The sequence below is a fragment of the Pigmentiphaga humi genome (assembly GCF_900606115.1).
GTDB lineage: Bacteria > Pseudomonadota > Gammaproteobacteria > Burkholderiales > Burkholderiaceae_B > Pigmentiphaga > Pigmentiphaga humi.
Genome location: NZ_UWPJ01000039.1, coordinates 205,137 through 224,123 on the forward strand (window position 1 = coordinate 205,137; position 18,987 = coordinate 224,123).

At 62.4% G+C, this 18,987-nt stretch carries 16 protein-coding genes; 6 read left to right on the plus strand and 10 right to left on the minus strand.

The features are described 5' to 3' along the window. The first annotated feature begins 395 nt into the window (after nt 1-395). The 4 genes from PIGHUM_RS22685 (at nt 396) to PIGHUM_RS22700 (ending at nt 7,747) form a co-directional block, all read left to right on the plus strand. Nucleotides 396-2,804 (plus strand): tellurite resistance TerB family protein, encoded by a 2,409-nt coding sequence (locus tag PIGHUM_RS22685; protein ID WP_124081957.1) that lies wholly within the window; start codon nt 396-398, stop codon nt 2,802-2,804. Beyond that, nucleotides 2,801-4,105: an ATP-binding protein gene (locus PIGHUM_RS22690; protein ID WP_124081958.1), complete on the plus strand. Its 1,305-nt coding sequence runs from the start codon at nt 2,801-2,803 to the stop codon at nt 4,103-4,105. Before PIGHUM_RS22685 ends, PIGHUM_RS22690 begins: the two co-directional genes overlap by 4 nt. A gap of 18 nt (nt 4,106-4,123) precedes the next feature. Continuing rightward, complete coding sequence (locus PIGHUM_RS22695; RefSeq protein ID WP_124081959.1) at nt 4,124-6,376, plus strand: DEAD/DEAH box helicase; 2,253 nt, start codon at nt 4,124-4,126, stop codon at nt 6,374-6,376. A 465-nt stretch (nt 6,377-6,841) separates the two neighbouring features. Next, nucleotides 6,842-7,747: a LysR substrate-binding domain-containing protein gene (locus PIGHUM_RS22700; RefSeq protein ID WP_124081960.1), complete on the plus strand. Its 906-nt coding sequence runs from the start codon at nt 6,842-6,844 to the stop codon at nt 7,745-7,747. Nucleotides 7,748-7,756: 9 nt separating this feature from the next. Here PIGHUM_RS22700 and PIGHUM_RS22705 read toward each other — a convergent pair whose 3' ends face one another. From PIGHUM_RS22705 to PIGHUM_RS22715, 3 genes are all read right to left on the minus strand, one after another. Further along, nucleotides 7,757-8,506 (minus strand): SDR family NAD(P)-dependent oxidoreductase, encoded by a 750-nt coding sequence (locus PIGHUM_RS22705; protein WP_124081961.1) that lies wholly within the window; start codon nt 8,504-8,506, stop codon nt 7,757-7,759. After that, nucleotides 8,503-9,459, minus strand: a complete 957-nt coding sequence (locus PIGHUM_RS22710; protein WP_124081962.1) for an alpha/beta hydrolase family protein — start codon at nt 9,457-9,459, stop codon at nt 8,503-8,505. The genes PIGHUM_RS22705 and PIGHUM_RS22710 overlap by 4 nt, the downstream gene beginning before the upstream one ends. A 109-nt stretch (nt 9,460-9,568) precedes the next feature. After that, nucleotides 9,569-10,162, minus strand: coding sequence for a LysE family translocator (locus PIGHUM_RS22715; protein WP_124081963.1), 594 nt, complete (start codon nt 10,160-10,162; stop codon nt 9,569-9,571). 231 nt (nt 10,163-10,393) lie between these two features. Between PIGHUM_RS22715 and PIGHUM_RS22720 the strand changes: the two genes are divergently transcribed. Continuing rightward, nucleotides 10,394-10,990, plus strand: coding sequence for a carboxymuconolactone decarboxylase family protein (locus tag PIGHUM_RS22720; protein WP_124081964.1), 597 nt, complete (start codon nt 10,394-10,396; stop codon nt 10,988-10,990). Nucleotides 10,991-11,146: 156 nt separating this feature from the next. Then, a complete protein-coding gene (locus tag PIGHUM_RS22725; protein ID WP_124081965.1) occupies nt 11,147-12,127 on the plus strand; it encodes an EamA family transporter in 981 nt (326 codons plus the stop codon). A 101-nt stretch (nt 12,128-12,228) separates the two neighbouring features. Here PIGHUM_RS22725 and PIGHUM_RS22730 read toward each other — a convergent pair whose 3' ends face one another. From PIGHUM_RS22730 to PIGHUM_RS22760, 7 genes are all read right to left on the minus strand, one after another. Next, entirely contained in the window at nt 12,229-14,646 is a 2,418-nt protein-coding gene (locus tag PIGHUM_RS22730) for a DNA/RNA helicase domain-containing protein (RefSeq protein WP_124081966.1), read from the minus strand. A gap of 21 nt (nt 14,647-14,667) precedes the next feature. Further along, nucleotides 14,668-15,018, minus strand: coding sequence for a nucleotide pyrophosphohydrolase (locus PIGHUM_RS22735; protein ID WP_124081967.1), 351 nt, complete (start codon nt 15,016-15,018; stop codon nt 14,668-14,670). A 49-nt stretch (nt 15,019-15,067) separates the two neighbouring features. Continuing rightward, on the minus strand, nt 15,068-15,454 hold the full coding sequence (locus tag PIGHUM_RS22740; RefSeq protein WP_124081968.1) for a type II toxin-antitoxin system RelE/ParE family toxin: 387 nt from the start codon (nt 15,452-15,454) through the stop codon (nt 15,068-15,070). 16 nt (nt 15,455-15,470) lie between these two features. After that, on the minus strand, nt 15,471-15,773 hold the full coding sequence (locus PIGHUM_RS22745; RefSeq protein WP_124081969.1) for a type II toxin-antitoxin system Phd/YefM family antitoxin: 303 nt from the start codon (nt 15,771-15,773) through the stop codon (nt 15,471-15,473). Between the two features lie 61 nt (nt 15,774-15,834). Next, complete coding sequence (dbpA, locus tag PIGHUM_RS22750) at nt 15,835-17,223, minus strand: ATP-dependent RNA helicase DbpA (protein WP_124081970.1); 1,389 nt, start codon at nt 17,221-17,223, stop codon at nt 15,835-15,837. A 61-nt stretch (nt 17,224-17,284) separates the two neighbouring features. Then, nucleotides 17,285-17,797 (minus strand): MaoC family dehydratase, encoded by a 513-nt coding sequence (locus PIGHUM_RS22755; RefSeq protein ID WP_124081971.1) that lies wholly within the window; start codon nt 17,795-17,797, stop codon nt 17,285-17,287. A 2-nt stretch (nt 17,798-17,799) separates the two neighbouring features. After that, nucleotides 17,800-18,987 (minus strand): acetyl-CoA C-acyltransferase family protein, encoded by a 1,188-nt coding sequence (locus tag PIGHUM_RS22760; protein WP_124081972.1) that lies wholly within the window; start codon nt 18,985-18,987, stop codon nt 17,800-17,802.

Below are 18,987 nucleotides of genomic sequence, written 5' to 3' on the forward strand. Positions count from 1 at the left end.
CTGCACGGCAAAAGGCTGGCCAATCCGGAGGACGACGTGAAGGTGAGCTCAGTCGCGCCCCTCCTGCCCAAGGATTGGGTGTTATCGCTCGCCGTGATCCGGCTGGGATACCGCGGTCGAAGATCATCCTCGGCCCAACTGGCGCCTCGCCACTGACCGCTGCTTCATCCTCTGGACTGGCGGTATCGACTCGTTGCGGCTATGGGGGCCATCGTAATCGGCGCCATATTGCTGATATCCCAGAGCACGGGGGCGGAGTGCTCCCGAGTACGCAGCCTAGCCCGCTCACATCAAAATTGCACTTCTTCCCAAATGCGAGTAAAGAGGTAGGGTGTTTCTGGTTACCGTGCACAATATTCGTAACGGATGTTTGCGGCGGTAGGAGGGTGCAAAGCATGGCGAGACGAAAGAAATCAGGAGCGGGTGGGGGCATTGGTGCAGTCGTCGTGGGACTGCTGGTGGGACTGCTGGTGCTGTTGGCTGCCATTCCGCGCGAGATCTGGATCGGTGTCGGCGTGCTCGCCGCCATCGGTGTCGGCATCTATCTCTACCTCAAGTCCAAAGGCGGTGCGAAGGAGGTACCTCAGGAGGTTGCTCGTCCTGCTCGCGCTGTTGTTCGTCCCGAGAGGCGTGCGCCGGTTGCGCCGAGCCCGGCGGTCAGTTCCCGCGCGGCCAGCCGACTCCATGAGGATGAGCAGCCTGTATCGGTTGTGGCCAGCCCAGCACCCGCCACACCGTCGTTTCGCATTCCGGCCGCGCCCAAGCGCTTCGGCCCCGGAGCCTGGATTTCTGCCGGAGAGGCGGTTGAGGTCGGAGGCGTCTCGATTCCCGGTGGCCTCATCTATGTCGGCACGTCGCTGCCCACTCCCTCGGGTGGCAACGATCCATGCCTCATCGATCCGTCGAAATCTGTCGCATCCAATGGCGATTACACAGAGCGGCGGATGGGCTACTGGCCGAGCTACTCGGAGATTTCATCTTCCGCCCGGCGCGCCTATCTGAACTGGCTGGCAGGCGGCAGGCAGGATCCCGAGGCCGATGTTGGGTACGTCTTCATCTTCTTCTACGGTTTGGAGCGCCGCGCCATTCTGGATGCCTCGAAGGACGATGCGGCCAAGGCCGACTGGCCCGTGATTGCAGCGGAACTGCGCCGGTTGCTGGACATCTACGGCGACAAGTCGGGCTCATTCCGAAGCTACGCGGGCTCGCTGCTGGATTGGGTCTCTCTGGCCGAGCACCCCGAAAAGGCCTATCTCAAGCCTATTCCGAGTTTTCCCAAGACCTACGAACTGCCGCTCTACATCCGTGTCGCCCTTGGCCAGGCGGCAGTCGATGGCGTGCCGGTGCCGGCGCAACTGGCACTGGCCTGGGCCAAGCTGGATCCGACCAACTACCTGCGAACGCCTGCAACGCGTTGCCCCGAAGAGTTCGACAAGCTGTTCGTGTCGAAGTACCACGAGATATTCGAGCAGGGCTTGGCCCTTCCGAGAAACAAAACCAAGATCAAGCTGGTTCATCGCCCCGCCTCTGCCGGATTTCGCGGATACACGGATCTGACCCTGTCCTTTGGCAATACGCCCGACGTCACCGTGCTGACCGCGCCCATCAACAAGTTGCGCCAGGTTGTCGAGGCAGCTACGAAGGAACTGGAGCCGTTCAGCCGCTATGTGGGGCGGAATCCAGATGGCAGGCATGCGCTGGAGGGGCTGCTGCAATTGCCTGCCACGCTGTGGCCCGAAGGTGCCCAGAAGGCCTTGCATGACCTGAAGGCGCGCATGGGCGAGGGGATGATCGCCATGTCGTTCCAGGAACTGCTTGGCAGCCTGGATGCGAAGACGACGCTGACGCGGGACCGGACGCTGGCGTTGGCGCGAGCGCTCGAATCCTTGAACATCGGTATCGAGCCCGATGTCCTGGGTGGAGCCAAGCTGCCCAAGCCGGACGAGAAGGTTGTGCTGTTCGCCGTTCCGCCGGGCGAGGCGGCCAGCCGCTCGACGCCGTCTTACCAGGCCGCTGTATTGACCTTGGACCTGGCATCGGCCGTCGCTGCGGCCGATGGCGAATTCAGTGTCCAGGAAATGGCACATCTCCGGGCACAGGTGCAGTCCTGGGCGCACCTCACGCCGAACCATGTCCGCCGGCTTCTTGCGCACCTGCGCCTGCTGATGACGACGCCGGTATCACTGACCGCGCTCAGAAAGAAGCTGGAACCGCTGGATGCTGCTTCCAAGGAGACCATTGCCGCATTCATGGCCACGGTTGCGCAGTCCGATGGAGATGTTTCGCCAACGGAAGTGAAGATGCTGGAGAAGGTCTATAAAGCCCTCGGCGTCGAGCCCAAAAAGGTGTTTTCCGACGTGCATGCCGTGGCGGCAGGGGCAAAGTCAACGGCGACGACCGTCGCGAAAGTCGAGGAGACCGGGTTCAAGCTCGATCCCGCACGTATTGCCGCCCTCCAGAAGGATACCGAAGCCGTGTCGGCGCTGTTGTCGGGAATCTTCAAGGAAGAAAATTCGCCCGAGCCGGTGCTCGTCGAACCCGAGCCTGAAGGTGATACCGAGGCGACATCACCTGGACTGCTTGGCCTGGACGAGGCGCACAGCGCGCTCGCGCGCCTGCTGCTGTCGCGGCCGGAATGGACAAAGGACGAGCTCGGCGATGCCGCCGCCGACCTGGACCTGATGGTCGATGGAGCCATCGAAGCCCTCAACGAGGCGGCCTTCGACCTGCACGACATACCGTTCACCGAGGGCGAGGATGTCGTGACCGTGAACCCTGAACTCCTGGAGAAGCTGGAAGCATGAACGCACCGATCCGTCCCCGAGACCGCGATGCGGTCATCCAGTCGTTGCGCGCGGGTGTCGTGCCCCGCAGCGGCCAGCACCTGATCCAGGTCGGCCGTGCCCGGGAAATTGAGACGCTGGTAGCCGACATCGCCCGCATCGCCGATGGGGGCTCGGCATTCCGTGTCGTCATCGGCGAGTACGGCGCCGGCAAGACCTTCTTCCTGAACCTGGTGCGCGCCGTGGCACTGGAGAAGAAGCTCGTGGTGGCCACGGCCGACCTGAACCCGGACCGGCGTCTTCACGCCAGTGGTGGACAGGCTCGCTCGCTTTACGCCGAACTCATGCGCAACCTGTCGACCCGAACGAAACCGGATGGGGGTGCACTTGCGGGCATCGTCGAGAAGTTCATCGCCACGGCCAAGACGGAGGCCAAGGCATCCAGCCAATCGACCGAGGCGGTCTTGCGCCAGAAGCTCGACCAACTGACCGAACTGGTGAACGGCTACGACTTCGCGGACGTCATTGCTGCCTACTGTCGTGGCTATGAGGAGGGCAGCGAGAAGCTCAAGTCCGATGCCATCCGCTGGCTGCGGGGGGAATTCGCAACCAAGACCGATGCCAGGCAGGCTCTCGGCGTACGGAGCATCGTCGATGATTCTGAGGTCTATGACCAACTCAAGCTCATGGCGCGCTTCGTGCGCTTGGCTGGCTTCTCGGGCCTGCTAGTTGGCCTGGATGAACTGGTCAATCTCTACAAGCTGGCCAACACGCAGGCCCGCAATGCGAACTACGAACAGATCCTGCGCATCCTCAACGACTCGCTGCAAGGCACAGCCGTGGGCCTCGGGTTCGTGCTCGGCGGGACGCCGGAGTTTCTGCTGGACACCCGGCGTGGACTCTACAGTTATCCCGCGTTGCAGAGTCGTCTCGCGCAGAACACCTTCGCCTCGGATGGCCTGGTCGACTTCAGCGGACCAGTGGTCCGGCTGTCGAGTCTCACGCCCGAGGACTTCTACGTCCTGCTGCAGAAAATTCGGTCCGTCTACGCCTTCGGCGACGCCGACAAGTTTCTCGTTCCGGACCAAGGCATCTTCAGCTTCATGGAGCACTGCTCCAAACGCATCGGGGACACCTACTTCCGAACGCCGCGTACGACCATCACGGCCTTCATCAACATGCTCGCCGTATTGGATCAGAACCCGGGTACAGCGTGGCAGGGCTTGCTGGGCGGCATAGAGATCACGGTGGACACGGGTGGCGCGGCTGATCAGCAGGTTGACGCGGACGAGGGCGATGAGTTCGCCTCGTTCAAGATGTGACGGGCTTGGCCTGAACGCATGTCTGGCGACAGCGCATCCTTCTTTCTTCTCGATGAGCGCATTCAGCGCTTCATATGGGCTGAAGGCTGGGAGTCGCTGAGAGACGCCCAGGAGGCGGCCATCTCACTGATCGTCAACGCGGATCGAGACGTCATCGTGGCAGCCGCCACGGCCGCAGGCAAAACAGAGGCCGCTTTCCTACCGGCACTGACGCATCTGCTTCAGACGGAGCCGCTGGGGCTCATCGTCTATATCAGTCCACTCAAGGCGCTCATCAATGATCAGTTCGGTCGCCTCGACCGACTGTGTGAGCAACTGGAGATTCCGGTCTGGCCTTGGCATGGTGACATCTCTTCCTCGGCCAAGGCGCGCTTCCTGGCGAAGCGGCAAGGGGTGTTGCTCATCACGCCGGAGTCTCTTGAGGCGATGTTGTGCCATCGAGGCACGTCGATCGGTGCGGTGTTCGACCGGTTGGCATTCTTCGTCGTTGACGAGCTTCACGCCTTCATCGGATCGGAACGCGGCAAACAGCTTCAATCCCTGATGCATCGCATCGAGCGGGTCATCGGTCGACAGGTGCCGCGTGTCGGCCTTTCCGCGACCTTGGGTGACATGCGCCTGGCTGCCGATTTCCTGCGCCCGGGGCAAGGAGGCTCGGTCGCATTGGTGGAGTCGAAGTCCTCCCACAGTGAACTGAGAATCCTGGTCAAAGGCTACGAGGAGCCTCTGGCCGTGCGCAATGAGGATGGCGACGAGGAGCCGGAGTCTGTCACCCCGGCCAAGATTGCCCTGCATCTGTTCCAGGGCTTGCGCGGCACGAACAATCTGGTCTTCCCGAACTCGCGCCGTGAGGTCGAACGCTACACCCACCTCCTCAACAAACTTTGCGCGCAAGAGAAGGTGCCCAATGAGTTCTGGCCGCACCACGGCAGTTTGTCCAAGGAGATCCGCTCGGAGACCGAGGCGGCCCTGAAGCAGAAGGAATTCCCCGCGACGGCCATCTGTACCAACACGCTGGAGTTGGGCATCGACATTGGCGCCGTCAAGAGCGTGGCACAGATCGGCCCGCCACCGTCGGTAGCCAGCTTGCGACAGCGCCTGGGGCGGTCGGGTCGCCGCAAGGGAGAGCCGGCCATTTTGCGAGGCTACAGCGTGGAGAACGCGCTTGGCGGGAAGCCGTCGCTCGCCGACGAACTTCGGCTGGAGACGGTGAAGGTGACGGCGATGATCTCGCTGCTCCTGGAGGGCTGGTTCGAACCACCCATGGCGCATGGCGTTCACCTGTCGACGCTGATTCAGCAGATGCTGTCCTATGTGGCACAGAACGGCGGAGCATCCATCGCACAACTCCACGCGATGTTCTGTGCCTACGGAGCCCCTTTCACGGGGCTGGACAAAGGTGAGTTTGTGGAACTCGTTCGCCATCTCGGCCAGAAGGAGCTGCTGATGCAGGAGTCCAGCGGTCTCCTGCTGCATGGCCGTGTCGGCGAGAAGTTCGTCAACCACTACACCTTCTATGCCGCGTTTGCCGCTGACGAGGAGTTCCGCATTGTCTGCGGCGGTAAAACGCTCGGCACCTTGCCGGTATCGCAGATGCTCAGTGTGGGCCAGCGCATTCTGTTTGCTGGCAGGACCTGGCTGGTGGAAGATGTCGACGAGGAGCAAAAAACCATATTCGTCGTCCGCTCTGGTGGCGGGGCGCCGCCGTTGTTTTCGGGCGGAGCAGGGCGCACGCACACGCGCGTTCACCAGCGAATGCGCCAATTGTTCGAGTCCTCCGAGGTGCCGCCGTTTTTGGATGAAGTGGCCAGGCGGTTCCTGGCCGAGGGCAGGGCGAACTACGCCGAGCGAAATCTGGCGAACGGATGCGTGGTGGACCAAGGGCGGGAAGTGGTGCTTCTGACCTGGCTTGGGGATGCTGCCAACGAAGCGCTGGCTTGCCTGCTCCGCCGGCGAGGCTATTCGGCCAATGCGGCCGGCCCGGGCATCGAAGTCGTCAAGGGGGCTTCGGGTATCGAGAGCATCGTCGATGCCCTTATCGATGCGGCGGTGGATGAGCCTCCGCCGCTCGACATGCTTCTGGCCGACGTCCGCAACCTGCAGCGCGAGAAGTGGGATTGGGCTTTGCCCGATGGACTCCTACGCAAGGCGTATGCAAGTCTGTACCTGAACCTTGAAGAGGCTCTCTCCTGGGCAAGGGCACTTCCTGGTGATCACGCATTACCTAGCAGTGAGTCACCGTTGAATCGGGTGGATGAGGATGGAGGCTAGTGCAGCGTAGCGGTCGTTTAGTTGTAATTCAGATATTTTGCGTTTACCTGAATTCCGAGTAGCGACTATGACGCAAGATTTCTGACCGCGTGCCGTTGATGCCGTCATGGGCGGGTCGAGCAGGCAGCAAAGGAACTCGGTGGGATGGTGCCGTAAGCGAGAGAAAACTCGATCGTTCCAAGGCTGGATAAGCGCGCTAAGATGTATTGTGATTGACAATCGGGGCGAAAAGTGTCATTGCACGCCAATCGGGCCATCTCCCGCGCCAGCAAAAGGTGTCCGATGCAGACGGTAAAAGCGACGGTAAGGCTCCATTTCGATCACCGCAAATCCCTTTAACCATGCGGACTTGCGAGTCTCATTGATGACCGAGTGGGGGGAAAGAGTTCCTTGCCGTACGCCAGCGGCCATTGCCGAAGCGCAAGCCGACTTGCCGACCGATGACTTCCAGAGGGTGAGTCTCTCATGCGCATCCCTGTCCCATTGAATGCTCTGCGCGCCTTCGAGGCGGCGGCGCGTCATCTTTCGATCAAGGACGCTGCCCTCGAACTCGCGGTCACGCCGTCCGCGGTGAGCCATCAGTTGCGCACGCTGGAGGCCATGCTCGGTGTCGAGTTGCTGCGCCGCATCGGCACGCGGCTGGAGTTGACCGACGCCGGTTGCCGGTTGGCGCCCAGCCTCAACCAGGGCTTCGCGCTGATTGCCGAGGGTGTCGGCGCCTTGCGCGAGGCGCGGCGGGATGGTCCGCTGCGCGTGAACATATTGCCGGCGTTCGCGACCCACTGGCTGGCGCCGCGGCTGAACCTGTATCCGTTCGAGCAGCGCGGCTTTTCGCTGCAGATTTCCACCACGCAGGACAATGTGGATCTTGCCGCGGGCGTGGCCGACGCCGGCATCTGGTACGGCGATGGGCAGTGGCCGGGCCTGCAGGCGGATCTGTTGTTCGAGGCCACTATCGATCTGTATTCGCGCCCGGGTTTTGCCGTTGGCACACGCTGGGAGCGAATCGAGCAGCTTTCCCGGGCCAACCTGTTCGTATCGCGCCATTGCCTGAGCTGGCGCCGCTGGATGGACAGTCTGCCGGGCGGGCCGATCGAGCCTGCTGTCATTACCCGTGTCGATTCGAGTGGCCTGACGGTGCAGGCGGCCGCCGATGGCGGCGGTGTGTCGATCGCCGTGTGCGAACTGGCCGAGAGTGTCGTGCGGGAGGGGCGCCTGGAGTCGGTATTCGGTCATCCCGTGAGCGCGGGTCTCGGTTTCTGGCTGGTCTATCCCGACGCGCTGCGCGAGGACCGGCGCCTGGACAATCTGCGTGGCTGGTTGCGAAGTCGGATCAGGGAGCAACTCGCGCAGAAGGCGGCGGCCGCATAGCGCTCGCGTTCATAGCCCTCCGGCGACCCGCAGGACGGTGCCCGTCACGTAGGATGCCCGGCTCGATACAAGCCAGGCAATCGCCTCTGCGATTTCCTTGGGCTCTCCGGCCCTGCCCATAGGTATCTTGGACGATACTCTGGCCGGCCGGTCCGCGTCTCCTGCCGCAGCGTGGATGTCCGTCAGGCTGGTTCCCGGCGAAACGCAACTGACTCGGATGACCTTGGGGGCGAGTTCCTTTCCGAGACCGATCGTGAAGGCTTCAATGGCGGCTTTCGACGCTGCGTAGTGCACATATTCGCCGGGGGAGCCGAGCGTCGCCGCGATGGAGGAGACATTCACAACGACACCTTGCCGCGCCTCCGCCAGCCATTTGGCGACTACTTTCTGCGTCAAGGCGAATACCGCCAGCACGTTGACCTCGAAGACGCGTTTCATGGTGGCCAAGTCCGCTTCAACGAATGAGCCGAGTCGGCCGGTGATTCCGGCGTTGTTCACCAACCCTGCCAAGGGCGCCGCTTCCTTCGGGATCCGGGAAAGAATCGATGCCGCCGATTCGGGGAGACCCAAGTCAGCCTGGATCGCCCAGGCAAGGCCGCCGAGTTGCCGCACTCGGCTCACGACTTCCTCGGCCGCCGTGGCTTGTTCCAGGTAGGTGAAGCAGACGTCATAACCTTCCCGGGCGAGAAGGAGCACCACTTCCGCTCCAATTCCGCGACTGCCGCCGGTCACGAGAACGGTGCCATGCCTCTTATTCATTGCATTTCCTCTGACAAGTTTTCCACGGGCCGATACGTCAGTGTGCCTGGCGGTGTGGCGGGCGGTTCGCCGGTACGCAACCAGTTCAGCGCGAGCGGCCAGAGCGTATCGCGGAAGCGTTCGTGGAAAAAGGCGAAATGGCCGATCTCGGGCTTTCCGATGGCTGCCGGCGCAAGCCGCAGATGATGGCGCTCGCTGCGGGTGTAGTAGTCCAGCAGGCGGTCCAGCGCCTGCACCGTACCGAAGGGGTCGTCCTCGATGCCCAACGCCAGGATGGGGGCGCGCACCTGGCTGAAGCGCCGGGCCAGCATCTCGGCCTCTGGCTTGCCTTCCGGGGTTTTTCTGCCGCGTCGCACTGTGCCTTCGAAGCGAGGTCCCATTCTTCCCCAGTCCAGCGCCACGCCCTTGGGGGTGTCCTCCATCCAGCCCAGGCGCTTGGCCGGCACATAGCCGAACAGCCGGGCGAGCAGCGGCATCGCCACGTGCCAGCGCAGGAGCATGGCCTTGCGAGCCTGGGGTGCATAGTCGCGCCAGTAGGCGTACTGCGCCCCCATGGTGAAGATGCGCCGTATCCGGTGCGCGGATTCCGCCAGGCCGATCACGAAGCCGCCGGCGGAGTGGCCGACCACGTCGATCGGCTGGTTGGGGAAACGCCGCGTGACATACTGCAGAACGCCTTCGAAGTCGTGCTGTCCCCAGTCGATCCAGTCGGCCTCGAGCCCGCGCAGCGAGCCATGGCGGGATTCGCCTATGCCGCGGTAATCGAAGCTCACCACATCCCATCCCTGTTCATGCAGCCAATCGGCGAAGCGTGCGTAGTACCGGCAGCGCACCGAGGTGGCCGCGTTGATGATCGCAACGGGATGGAGGCGCGGCGGATCGCTGGGCCGGTGCCAGACGTATCCACCCAGGGCATGGCCGTCAGCGGCCCGAATGTCGACGGGTTCAGCCATTTGAAGGGAAGCTCCGGACAAACGGCACCATAGCGTTACGGCGATTCCAGGCCACGGTCCATGCTCGAGCATGGGCAGGCGCGGATTGGTGGCGAGTGTCGTCATGGCCTCACATCCAGAAGAGAAGAACGGTCAAGGCGGCGAGAAGGGCCATGGCGCGGTTGATGCGGCGTGCGATGGTCCGATCTCGCAGCCATGGCCGCAGGCCGGCGCCGAAGGCGGCCCACACCACGATGCAGGGCAGGCCGACAGCGGCGAAGACCAGACTGACCGTCAGCAGGCGGAGCGCGTAGCCGTCGCCGGGCGGGAGGAAGGTGGAGGCTACCGTTACCGACATCAGCCAAGCCTTTGGGTTGACGAACTGGAAGGCCAGCGCCTGCGTGAAGCCGATGGGGCGGCCGGCATGGGATTCCTCCAGTTCCGCCGCGCGCCACAGCCGTGTCGCCAGGCCGAGCAGGTAGAGGCTGCCTACGATCTTCAACGCGACCTGCAGACGAGGTTCGAGGGCGAATAGCGCGCCGAGCCCTGCGCCGGTGCTCCAGATCTGCAGAAGGACGCCTGCGAGGATGCCCAGCAAATGCGGCCAGGTGCGTCTCAGGCCGAAGATCAGGCCGGAGGACATCAGCATCACGTTGTTGGGGCCAGGCGTAATCGACATGACGAAGGCGTAGACGATCAGCGCCGCGAAGGCGGTTTGTTGCATCGGCGTCAGCGGGGATGAGGCAGTGGTGCGGCGTTCGTGGATGAGAAAAAATCGTCCGCGAATCGATTCTGGCCTAGGGCTCGCGCCAGCGCCAGCGAGAAATATTCACCCGCACCTGAGATATTCGCGCTTGGGCAGGAACACCAGCGTACAGCAGACTTCGAGGGTATTGCCCGGCGCTGCTGCGGCAATGACTGCTGCGTTCGCTTTTGCCCACCAAGGAGAGCACCCATGACTACGTCCATTCCTCAGGGATTTGGCGCAGAAACTTCCGAGCGTCTGCCTTTGCCGCTTCCCGACAGCATGAACGATGCCCAGCGCGCTGCTGGCGAAGCACTCATCGCCGGGCCTAGACAGGGTGTCAAAGGGCCTTTCATCCCATTGATGCGCAGCCCGGTGCTGCTTGAGCGCCTGGCCGGTGTCGGAGAGTATTTGCGCTTTGAGTCGACGCTGCCCGCGAACATCAACGAGTTTGTCATGACGGTCGTTGCCCGTGAAATGGGCAATCAATTCGAATGGGCGACCCATTATCCATTGGCGATTCGAGCCGGGGTTTCAGAGGAGACCTTGAAAGATCTCGCGCAGGGCGCGCGCCCGCGCGCCATGTCTGACGAAGAGGCCGATGCCTGGGCGTTCACGTTCGAGCTATTGCATAGACATGGCGTGAGCGACCTGACGTACGATGCGGCGCTTGGACGATGGGGCGAATGCGGCGTAGTCGAGATGGGGGCGCTCGTTGGTTATTTCGCCTGTGTGTGCTGGATCATGAACATCGCTCGGACGCCGGCACCTAGCGGCGCGACGGCTTTGACGGGGTTCCCGGCTTGAGACATCTATGTCGGCTCCATGACTGAGAAAAAACTTTCGTGTGGGACGAGGAGCTCTGCGAACGGGCTTCGGCGAAAAAAAACGAGAAAAATCCATCATCCGATCGAAAATCTCGTCTAATAGCAAGCTTCGCTCAGCCCACCCCTGGAAGACGACATGATTTTGCCGACAGTGCTCGCACTCCTCGCCGCATTCACATTCGCCGCGAACAACGCCACGCTTCGCCGCGGCGTCGTCGGCGGCACGCTGTCCCAAGCCATGGTCGTCACGCTGCTGCTCGGCGCGGTGCTGGTCTGGATCGTGGCGTTGGCGGTCGGCGGGGCGGGCCAGCTGCGGGAGTTTCCGCTGCGCTCGACGCTGTTCTTCTGCGGCGCGGGCCTGTTGCACTTCGGCTTTGGCCGCTATTGCAACTACCGCGCGACGCAGGCCATGGGCACTGTGTTGGTCGGACCCGTGCAGCAGACCAGTGTTCTGATCACGCTGGTGCTGGCCATTCTTCTCCTCGGCGAGCGCCTCACCATGCTGCACATCGCGGGCATCGCGCTGATCATGGTGGCGCCGATGCTGGCCGCCCGGGCTCATACCCCATCGACCTTCCGCTGGCTCAAGCGCACGCCTGGGGCCGAGCCGGCCAAGCCCAAGCCGAAGCCCGCAGCCAACAGTTTCCAGCCCAAGCTGGGCGAAGGCTATCTGTTCGCCGTTCTTTCCGCGCTGGCGTACGGTTCGAGCCCCATCCTGGTCCGCGAAGGCATGGTGGAGGGCAGCGGGATGGCCGGCGGCCTTACCGGCGCCGCCGTGGCCTATTCCGCCGCGACTCTGGCCGTGATCGCCATCGTCATCTGCCAGGGCGGCCTGGCCCGCTCGCTGACCATGTCGCGTCCGACGCTCGGCTGGTATTCCACGGCGGGCGTGACGGCCGCGGCATCGCAGGTTTTCGTCTACATGGCCCTTTCCATCGCCCCGGCGTCGGTCGTGATACCGATACAGCGCACGTCGCTGGTGATGCGGGTGTGGTTCGCGCGCCTGCTCAATCCGGAGTTCGAGTCATTCGATGGCCCGGTACTGCTCGCGACCGCCCTGTCGCTGGTCGGCGCGGTCGCGCTGGCGGCGGATCCCGCCTGGTTCGGGATGAAGTAGGGGGGCTTCGTCGGACGGCGGCGAACACGCTGCCGGATCGTTATATCGGTCCGGCTCTTACAGCCATCGGGGACGCTGAGAACGCTTCGTCAGCGGAGAAATCAACTCTCTTTTTCAAGCACAATCAGCATCTCTGCCATGATCGAAAAACTTTCATCTTCCGGGCCTTGCTCAATCACGATAGGCTCATAGCCGGCTTGCATCGAATCCGGTCTTAACACGATGCGCTCATGTCGCCAGCTACCGTCTTCGGCGGCGATTTTCTCGCTCGAATAGACTTTGATCGTGTATCTTCCCCCTGTTTCCGGGTCGTCAATGCTGCGGTGCTGGGCGATTACGACCTTTCCTTGACGGGTTCCGCCCGGATTGGCTCGGAACAGGCACCATGACCCATTGGGAATGCGGCGGCTCATGGATTCGCCGATTACTTGCGCAATGAACAATCCAGGCTGAGGATTTATCCAATCGGGAAGCTCAAACCACTGCTCCGCTGAGCTTTCAAGGGTTTGTACATCGGAGAACGTTCCCGCTGCGATCCGAATGTCGATAAGTGGGACAGCTGCGACACCGCGTTTCCGTTCTTCGTCCGTAATCAGCCGAAGAGGGACGAGATTCCCGAGTTCCGCGGGTTGTTCATTGGCATTCTCCGGTTCGAGCAATGCCCTCACTTTGCTGCGGAAGTATTCGGCCAAAGGTTTGTCCGTGCAGTACACATAGCAACCCTTCATCCCCCGTGTCATGAGCGTCCGATAGGTATTCTTGACGATAAGATCGGCAAGCGCCTGCGCCCGCAGCGGATCTTCTCGCATCATCTTCTTCAGCCCACGTATGGATTGATCCGACGATGCGCGCTGGGCTGCATCGGTAACGATCTGACCGTTTCGATAGACAAGGTCGTCACCGATGATCACGCCCACATAGTCCAGCTCCAGCCCCTGGCATGTATGTATGCACCCGACTTGCTCCACGGTTCCCGGCTTCACGATCCAAAGGCTGCCGTCTTCACTAAGGTTCCAGCGCCGGCGGTAGTCGAATTCGGGAAGCTGGATGTCCCAGGCATCGGGGTTGCGCTTGCTTGGCCAGGGCCAGCAGTACCCGGCCACGACGCGCGACCGGTTGTTAGCGCGATTCTTCTGCTCGATCAGGGCGTGCATCTCGGCAGGGTCGTCGAATACACGGAAATCGTATTCGGCTTGGTCGAGTGTGGGATTGGCTGTCGGGCGGATCTCCAAGGTATTGTCCAGCCACGCAAGGTAGCCTTCGGAGCCATTGCAGCGAAACTGCGACGTCAATTCCAGCTCTGTGATCTCGGCACCCAGCGCTGTGGCGTGGCGTTTCAACTCATCGGTATGGCCGATGTCGAATACCGTCACGCGTTGATCGTCGTCGGTGAAAAATACCGTGCATCGGGAGGATCGGATGATTTCCAGAATCTGGTTTTCGCCCTGATTGCGGAAGATGCCGCTTTTCTCGTTGAGCCGATGCGCTTCATCGACGATCAGGACGTCATAGGTGTTCTCTTCGTCTTTGGTGAAGGAGCCGGATCCGCTGAAGAGATTGCCGATGCGGGTCTTGGTAAAGGTGCCGGTCAGTTTGGCCTGGAAGACCGCGCGTGGCGCGCTGTTTTTGGATACGTAGCGAGCATTGCGCTGGCGGTTGATCAGTTCGGCAAGCAGGTTGATGGCAAGTACCGATTTACCGGTGCCCGGGCCTCCCTGGACGATCAGTACTTGCTTTTTTTCCTCAGTCCGCGTTTCTACCTGCAGAATGGTTTCGTAGACGACCTTCTGGTCGTCGATGAGTATGAACTCATGCTTGCCTTGCATGAGGCTGGCCACATGGTCGATCAAGCTCTTGGAAGGCTGGATGCGGCCGTTCTCAATCGCATAGAGCGCTTTCAGGCGATCGCCGCGGCGTACATGGGCGCTGATGAAGCGACTGAGTTTTTCCTTGTCGTTCTTGAGAAACAGCGGGGCCCGCTCGATATGCGTTTTGTAGTGGGGATGGTCGATTTCGCCGTCGCTTGGATGATTGTGCAGGTAGGCGCAGGGTTGCAGGCGCATGCCGCCTTCGTGCACAGCGGCATTGAGGTCCTCCAGGCGGGCGGCATAAGACCAGGCCTGGTAGGACGGGTGGGGGCCTTCTACCTCACCTGTATGGCCGCCGCGTCGAGCCCATATGACACCGTCCTTGCCGCTATAGCGAGAGCTTGACCACTGCTTCAGTTCGACGATGACTACCTTGGGTTGTCCTTTCGCGTCTTCGCCGGTAATCATGAAGTCGATGCGCAGGGAACTACTGGGCAACTGATACTCGATGGCGACCCCGGCATCGTCGGGGATTTCTTCGTCCTGCAAGACCTTGGCCATTTCGAACAAGGAGTTCTTCCAGGACCGGACCTCGCCTGGCCCGCCGCCTTTGGCCCCGGCATGACGTACATGACGAAGCAGGATGTCTTCGATATCTTCCCGCAACGCATGTTGCAGGAATTCAGTCTTGCTGGCCTGGTAGATGATCACGTCCGTACCTGTCTCGCTCGATCAAAGCTGGTCGTATTTCTTATTGGTCCCCTTGGCTCGGTCAATGGGGTATTTTCGGGCATTTAGCTTGATCTTGACCTGCGCGGCTTCAACGGGGTCGATGCCCAGCACATTACTCAATTGGACAAGATAGAGCAGAACGTCAGCGATCTCCGCGCCTACTGCTTCGAGTTTCTCCGGAGCAAGCGCACGGCTTTCCGCCTCGGTCATCCACTGGAAATGTTCGAGCAGTTCCCCCGCTTCAACGATCAGCGCCGAGGCAAGATTCTTGGGCGAGTGAAACTGTTCCCAGTCCCGTTCTTGGGCGAACTGAAACTGTTGCTGCGAAAGGTCGTGGAGCGTATCGGTCATCGCGATTAATCCGGAAAGAAAGGCCCGCTACGGCCTACATTGCTTTTGTTCATGCCGGCCAGTGACTTTTCAAATCAAACGACAACTGCCGGTGATGACGAATCGAAAGCAGATACACCGTTTCCCTGATCTGCGCATACAGCAGCAGATAGTGCGTCATGACGTACTCGCGCAATTCGCTGCCTTCGGCAATGGTGTCGAGTTGTCGGGTCAGGCGAGCAATGCCGTTGCTTGCCTCTACCGAGCGGGCAGGCCGCGCAAGGAACGAGCGCCCCATGTCGGGAAAGCGCTCCAGATTGGGAATGACGGTATCCGTCAATTCACTCAGCAGCGCATCGAACGATTGCGCAGCGTCGGTTTCCTGAAGAAATATTTCGACTTCTTCAAGGTTGTGCTCGAAGTTGGCGGTAAGTTTGACGGTATGGCGAGTTGTCACGGGGCGAATCAGCCAGTCAACCGGTTGTTCTGGGGGCTCGGCGGCGCTTGATGGCGGAAAGGGTGCTGCGAGCGTCTTTGATCTTGCCCGCAGCGACGTCGGCCAAGCCCTTGCTGGCGTCTTCTACCAGCAATAAGTGGATGCGCTCGCGCTCGAGCTGATGGTAGTAGTCCAGCCGCTGGGCATCGATGATGGCAACGTAGCTTTCGCCGTTTTTCGTGACGATTTTTTCTGCCCCGGCTTTCACCTGGTCGGCCAGTTCGGACAGATTGGCCCGAGCTTGGGAGAGCGGGATCACATCGCTGGCTGTGATGGGCATGGCTCACTCCGCTTCATGTTTGTACAAAATAGTGTACATGATGCGGTGCGGCTCTGCGACGTCAGAACTCTTCCAGAAACCGCATCCGAAACCGGCGCCCCTTGATGTTGCTGTTGGATATCCGCGAGAACGCCTGTTTGGCAACCTGACGGTCCAGCGCCACATAAGAACTGAATTCGGCGACATTGATCTTCCCGACCTGCTCGAAAGTCAGCCCGCCATCCCCAGTCAGCGCGCCCAGCAGGTCTCCCGGCCGCAGCTTGTCCTTCTTGCCCCCTTGTATGCACAAGGTGATCATGCGCGCCCGCAGGGGACGGTCGGCCTTGGCGCGCAGCGATTTGAGATCGCCCCATTTCAGCGGTGAGCCCTGGTATTGCTCGATCAGGTTGGCCCAGCGCATTTCTTCCGGCGAACACAGGCTGAGCGCCAGCCCCTTCTGGTCGCCGCGGCCGCAGCGGCCGATGCGGTGCACGTGGACCTCGGTGTCCTTGGTCACGTCTACATTGATGACGGCGTTCAGGTTCTGTATGTCCAGGCCGCGGGCGGCGACGTCGGTGGCGACGAGGACGGCGCAGCTCTGGTTGGCGAACTGGATCAGGATTTCGTCGCGTTCCCGCTGTTCCAGATCGCCGTTGAGCGCGTGGGCGCTGATGCCTTCGGAGCGCAGGCGTTCCACCAGATCGTGGCTGCGAAGCTTGGTGTTGCAGAACGCCAGCGTCGATACCGGGCGGAAGTGGGCCAGCAGCGCGACCACGGCGTCCAGTCTTTCGCTTTCGTCGATCTCGTAGAAGATTTGTTCGATGCGGCTGGCGTCGTGCTGGGCCTCGACCTTGACTTCGGCCGGGTTGCGCAGGAAGCGGGCGCTGAGCTTGCGGATGTTGTCGGGGTAGGTGGCCGAGAACAGCAGGGTCTGGCGCTTGGCCGGGCAGTGCGAGGCGATGGCGACGATGTCGTCGTAGAAACCCATGTCCACCATGCGGTCGGCCTCGTCCAGCACCAGCGTGTTCAGGCCGGACAGGTCCAGGCTGCCGCGCTCGAGGTGGTCCTGGATGCGTCCGGGCGTTCCCACCACGAGATGGGCGCCGCGGGCGAGCGATTCGGTCTGGGGGCGCGCGGCGGCGCCGCCGCACAGCGTCAATACTTTGACGTTGGGGATCAGTCGGGCCAGCCGGCGCATTTCCTGGGCGACCTGGTCGGCCAGTTCGCGGGTGGGACAGACTACCAGGGCCTGCGGAACGAGGCGGTTGACGTCCAGCGTCTGCAGCACGCCCAGGCCGAACGCCGCGGTCTTGCCGCTGCCGGTCTTGGCCTGCGCGATCAGGTCGCGGCCTTCCAGGATGAGCGGCAGGCTTTGCGCCTGGATGGGCGTCATCTGTTCGAAACCCAGGCCTTGCAGGTTGTCCAGCAAGGCGGGGAGGAGGGGCAGGGAGGAGAAGGGCGTAGTGGTCACGATGGCACGGATCGGAGGAACCGCGAAAGCTGGATCGACCGACAGTGTATGCCCTCCGGTGTCAAGCCGGCTCCGCGCCCTCGTAGCGGACCATGATCAGCCAATCCGCGTGCACCGACGGCCGCTGCGCGCCCTCGACCTCGACCTCGACGGTGATGCTCCAGGTGCAGCGCGCCTCGCCGGGCCGGATTTCCTTCACCTCGGCCAGTGCGAACCTGGCCGATACACGCGCCCCGGAAGGCACGGGGGCCGTGAAGCGGATCTTGTCGAAACCGTAGTTCAACACCATGGCCGCGCCGGGAAAAGCGACGCAGCTCGCCTGCCAGTACGTCAGCAGGGACAGCACGAGAAAGCCATGGGCGATGGTCCGGCCGTACGGGGATTCGGCCTGTGCGCGCGCCGGATCCACATGGATCCACTGGTTGTCGCGCGTGACCTGGCCGAACCGGTCGATCGTCTCTTGGTCTACGGCAACGGTGTCGGAAACGATGGCCGGCTGCCCGACGAAATCCACGAGCGCCTGCACGGAGTCGAACTGCCGGATTGCGGAAGAGAGCGGTGGATGGCTTGCCATGGTCAGATCCGTTCGAAGATGGCGGCGATGCCCTGTCCGCCGCCTATGCACATGGTGACCAGCGCATACCGGCCGCCGATGCGGTGGAGTTCGTGCAAGGCCTTGACGGTGATGATGGCGCCGGTCGCGCCCACCGGATGGCCCAAGGCGATGCCCGATCCGTTGGGATTCACCTTGCCGGGGTCGAACCCGAGCTCGCGGGCGACCGCGCAGGCCTGGGCCGCGAAGGCTTCGTTGGCTTCGATGACGTCGATATCGTCCACGCGCAGGCCGGCCTTGTCCAGCACGGTGCGCGTGGCGGGGACGGGACCGATGCCCATGTAGCGCGGATCCACGCCTGCGTGGGCATAGGCCACCAGCCGGGCCAGCGGCCGGGCGCCGCATGCCTGCGCGCGGGAGCGCTCCATCAGCACGAGCGCGGCCGCGCCATCGTTGATGCCCGATGCGTTGCCCGCCGTGACGGTGCCGTCGTCAGGCGCGAACGCGGGTCTGAGGCCGGCGAGATCCTGCAGGCTGATGTCGCTGCGCAGGTGCTCGTCCTGGGCGAACACGGTGCTGCCCTTGCGTCCCGGCACGGTAATCGGGACGAGCTGCGAGGCGAAGCGGCCTTCGGCGACCGCCCGTGCCGCCCGCTGATGGCTTTCGACGGCGAGCGCATCCTGCTCGCCGCGCGTAATGCCGTATTTCCTGGCGACGTTTTCCGCCGTCATGCCCATGTGGATGCGGTGGAAAGGGTCGTGCAGCGCGCCGAGCAGGGTGTCCACCATGGCGGTGTCGCCCATGCGCGCGCCCACGCGCATGGCCTGGCTGGCGTAGGGAGCGCGCGACATGCTTTCGGCCCCGCCGGCGACCGCCGTGGCGCAGTCGCCGAGCAGGATGGATTGCGCGGCGGAAACGATGGCCTGCAGGCCCGACCCGCACAAGCGGTTGACGTTGAAGGCCGGCGTGTGCTCGCCGCAGCCTCCTTCGATGGCCGCGACGCGCGATAGATACAGGTCGCGGGGTTCGGTATTGATGACCTGGCCGAAGCAGACGTGCTCTACTTGGCTTGGGTCGATCTCCGCGCGCGCTACGGCGGCGCGGAGGACCTCGGTGGCGAGCGCGACGGGCGGAACGTCCTTGAGGCCCTTGCCGAAGCTCCCGATGGGGGTGCGGACGCCGGATAGGACGACGACTTCTCTAGTTGCCAT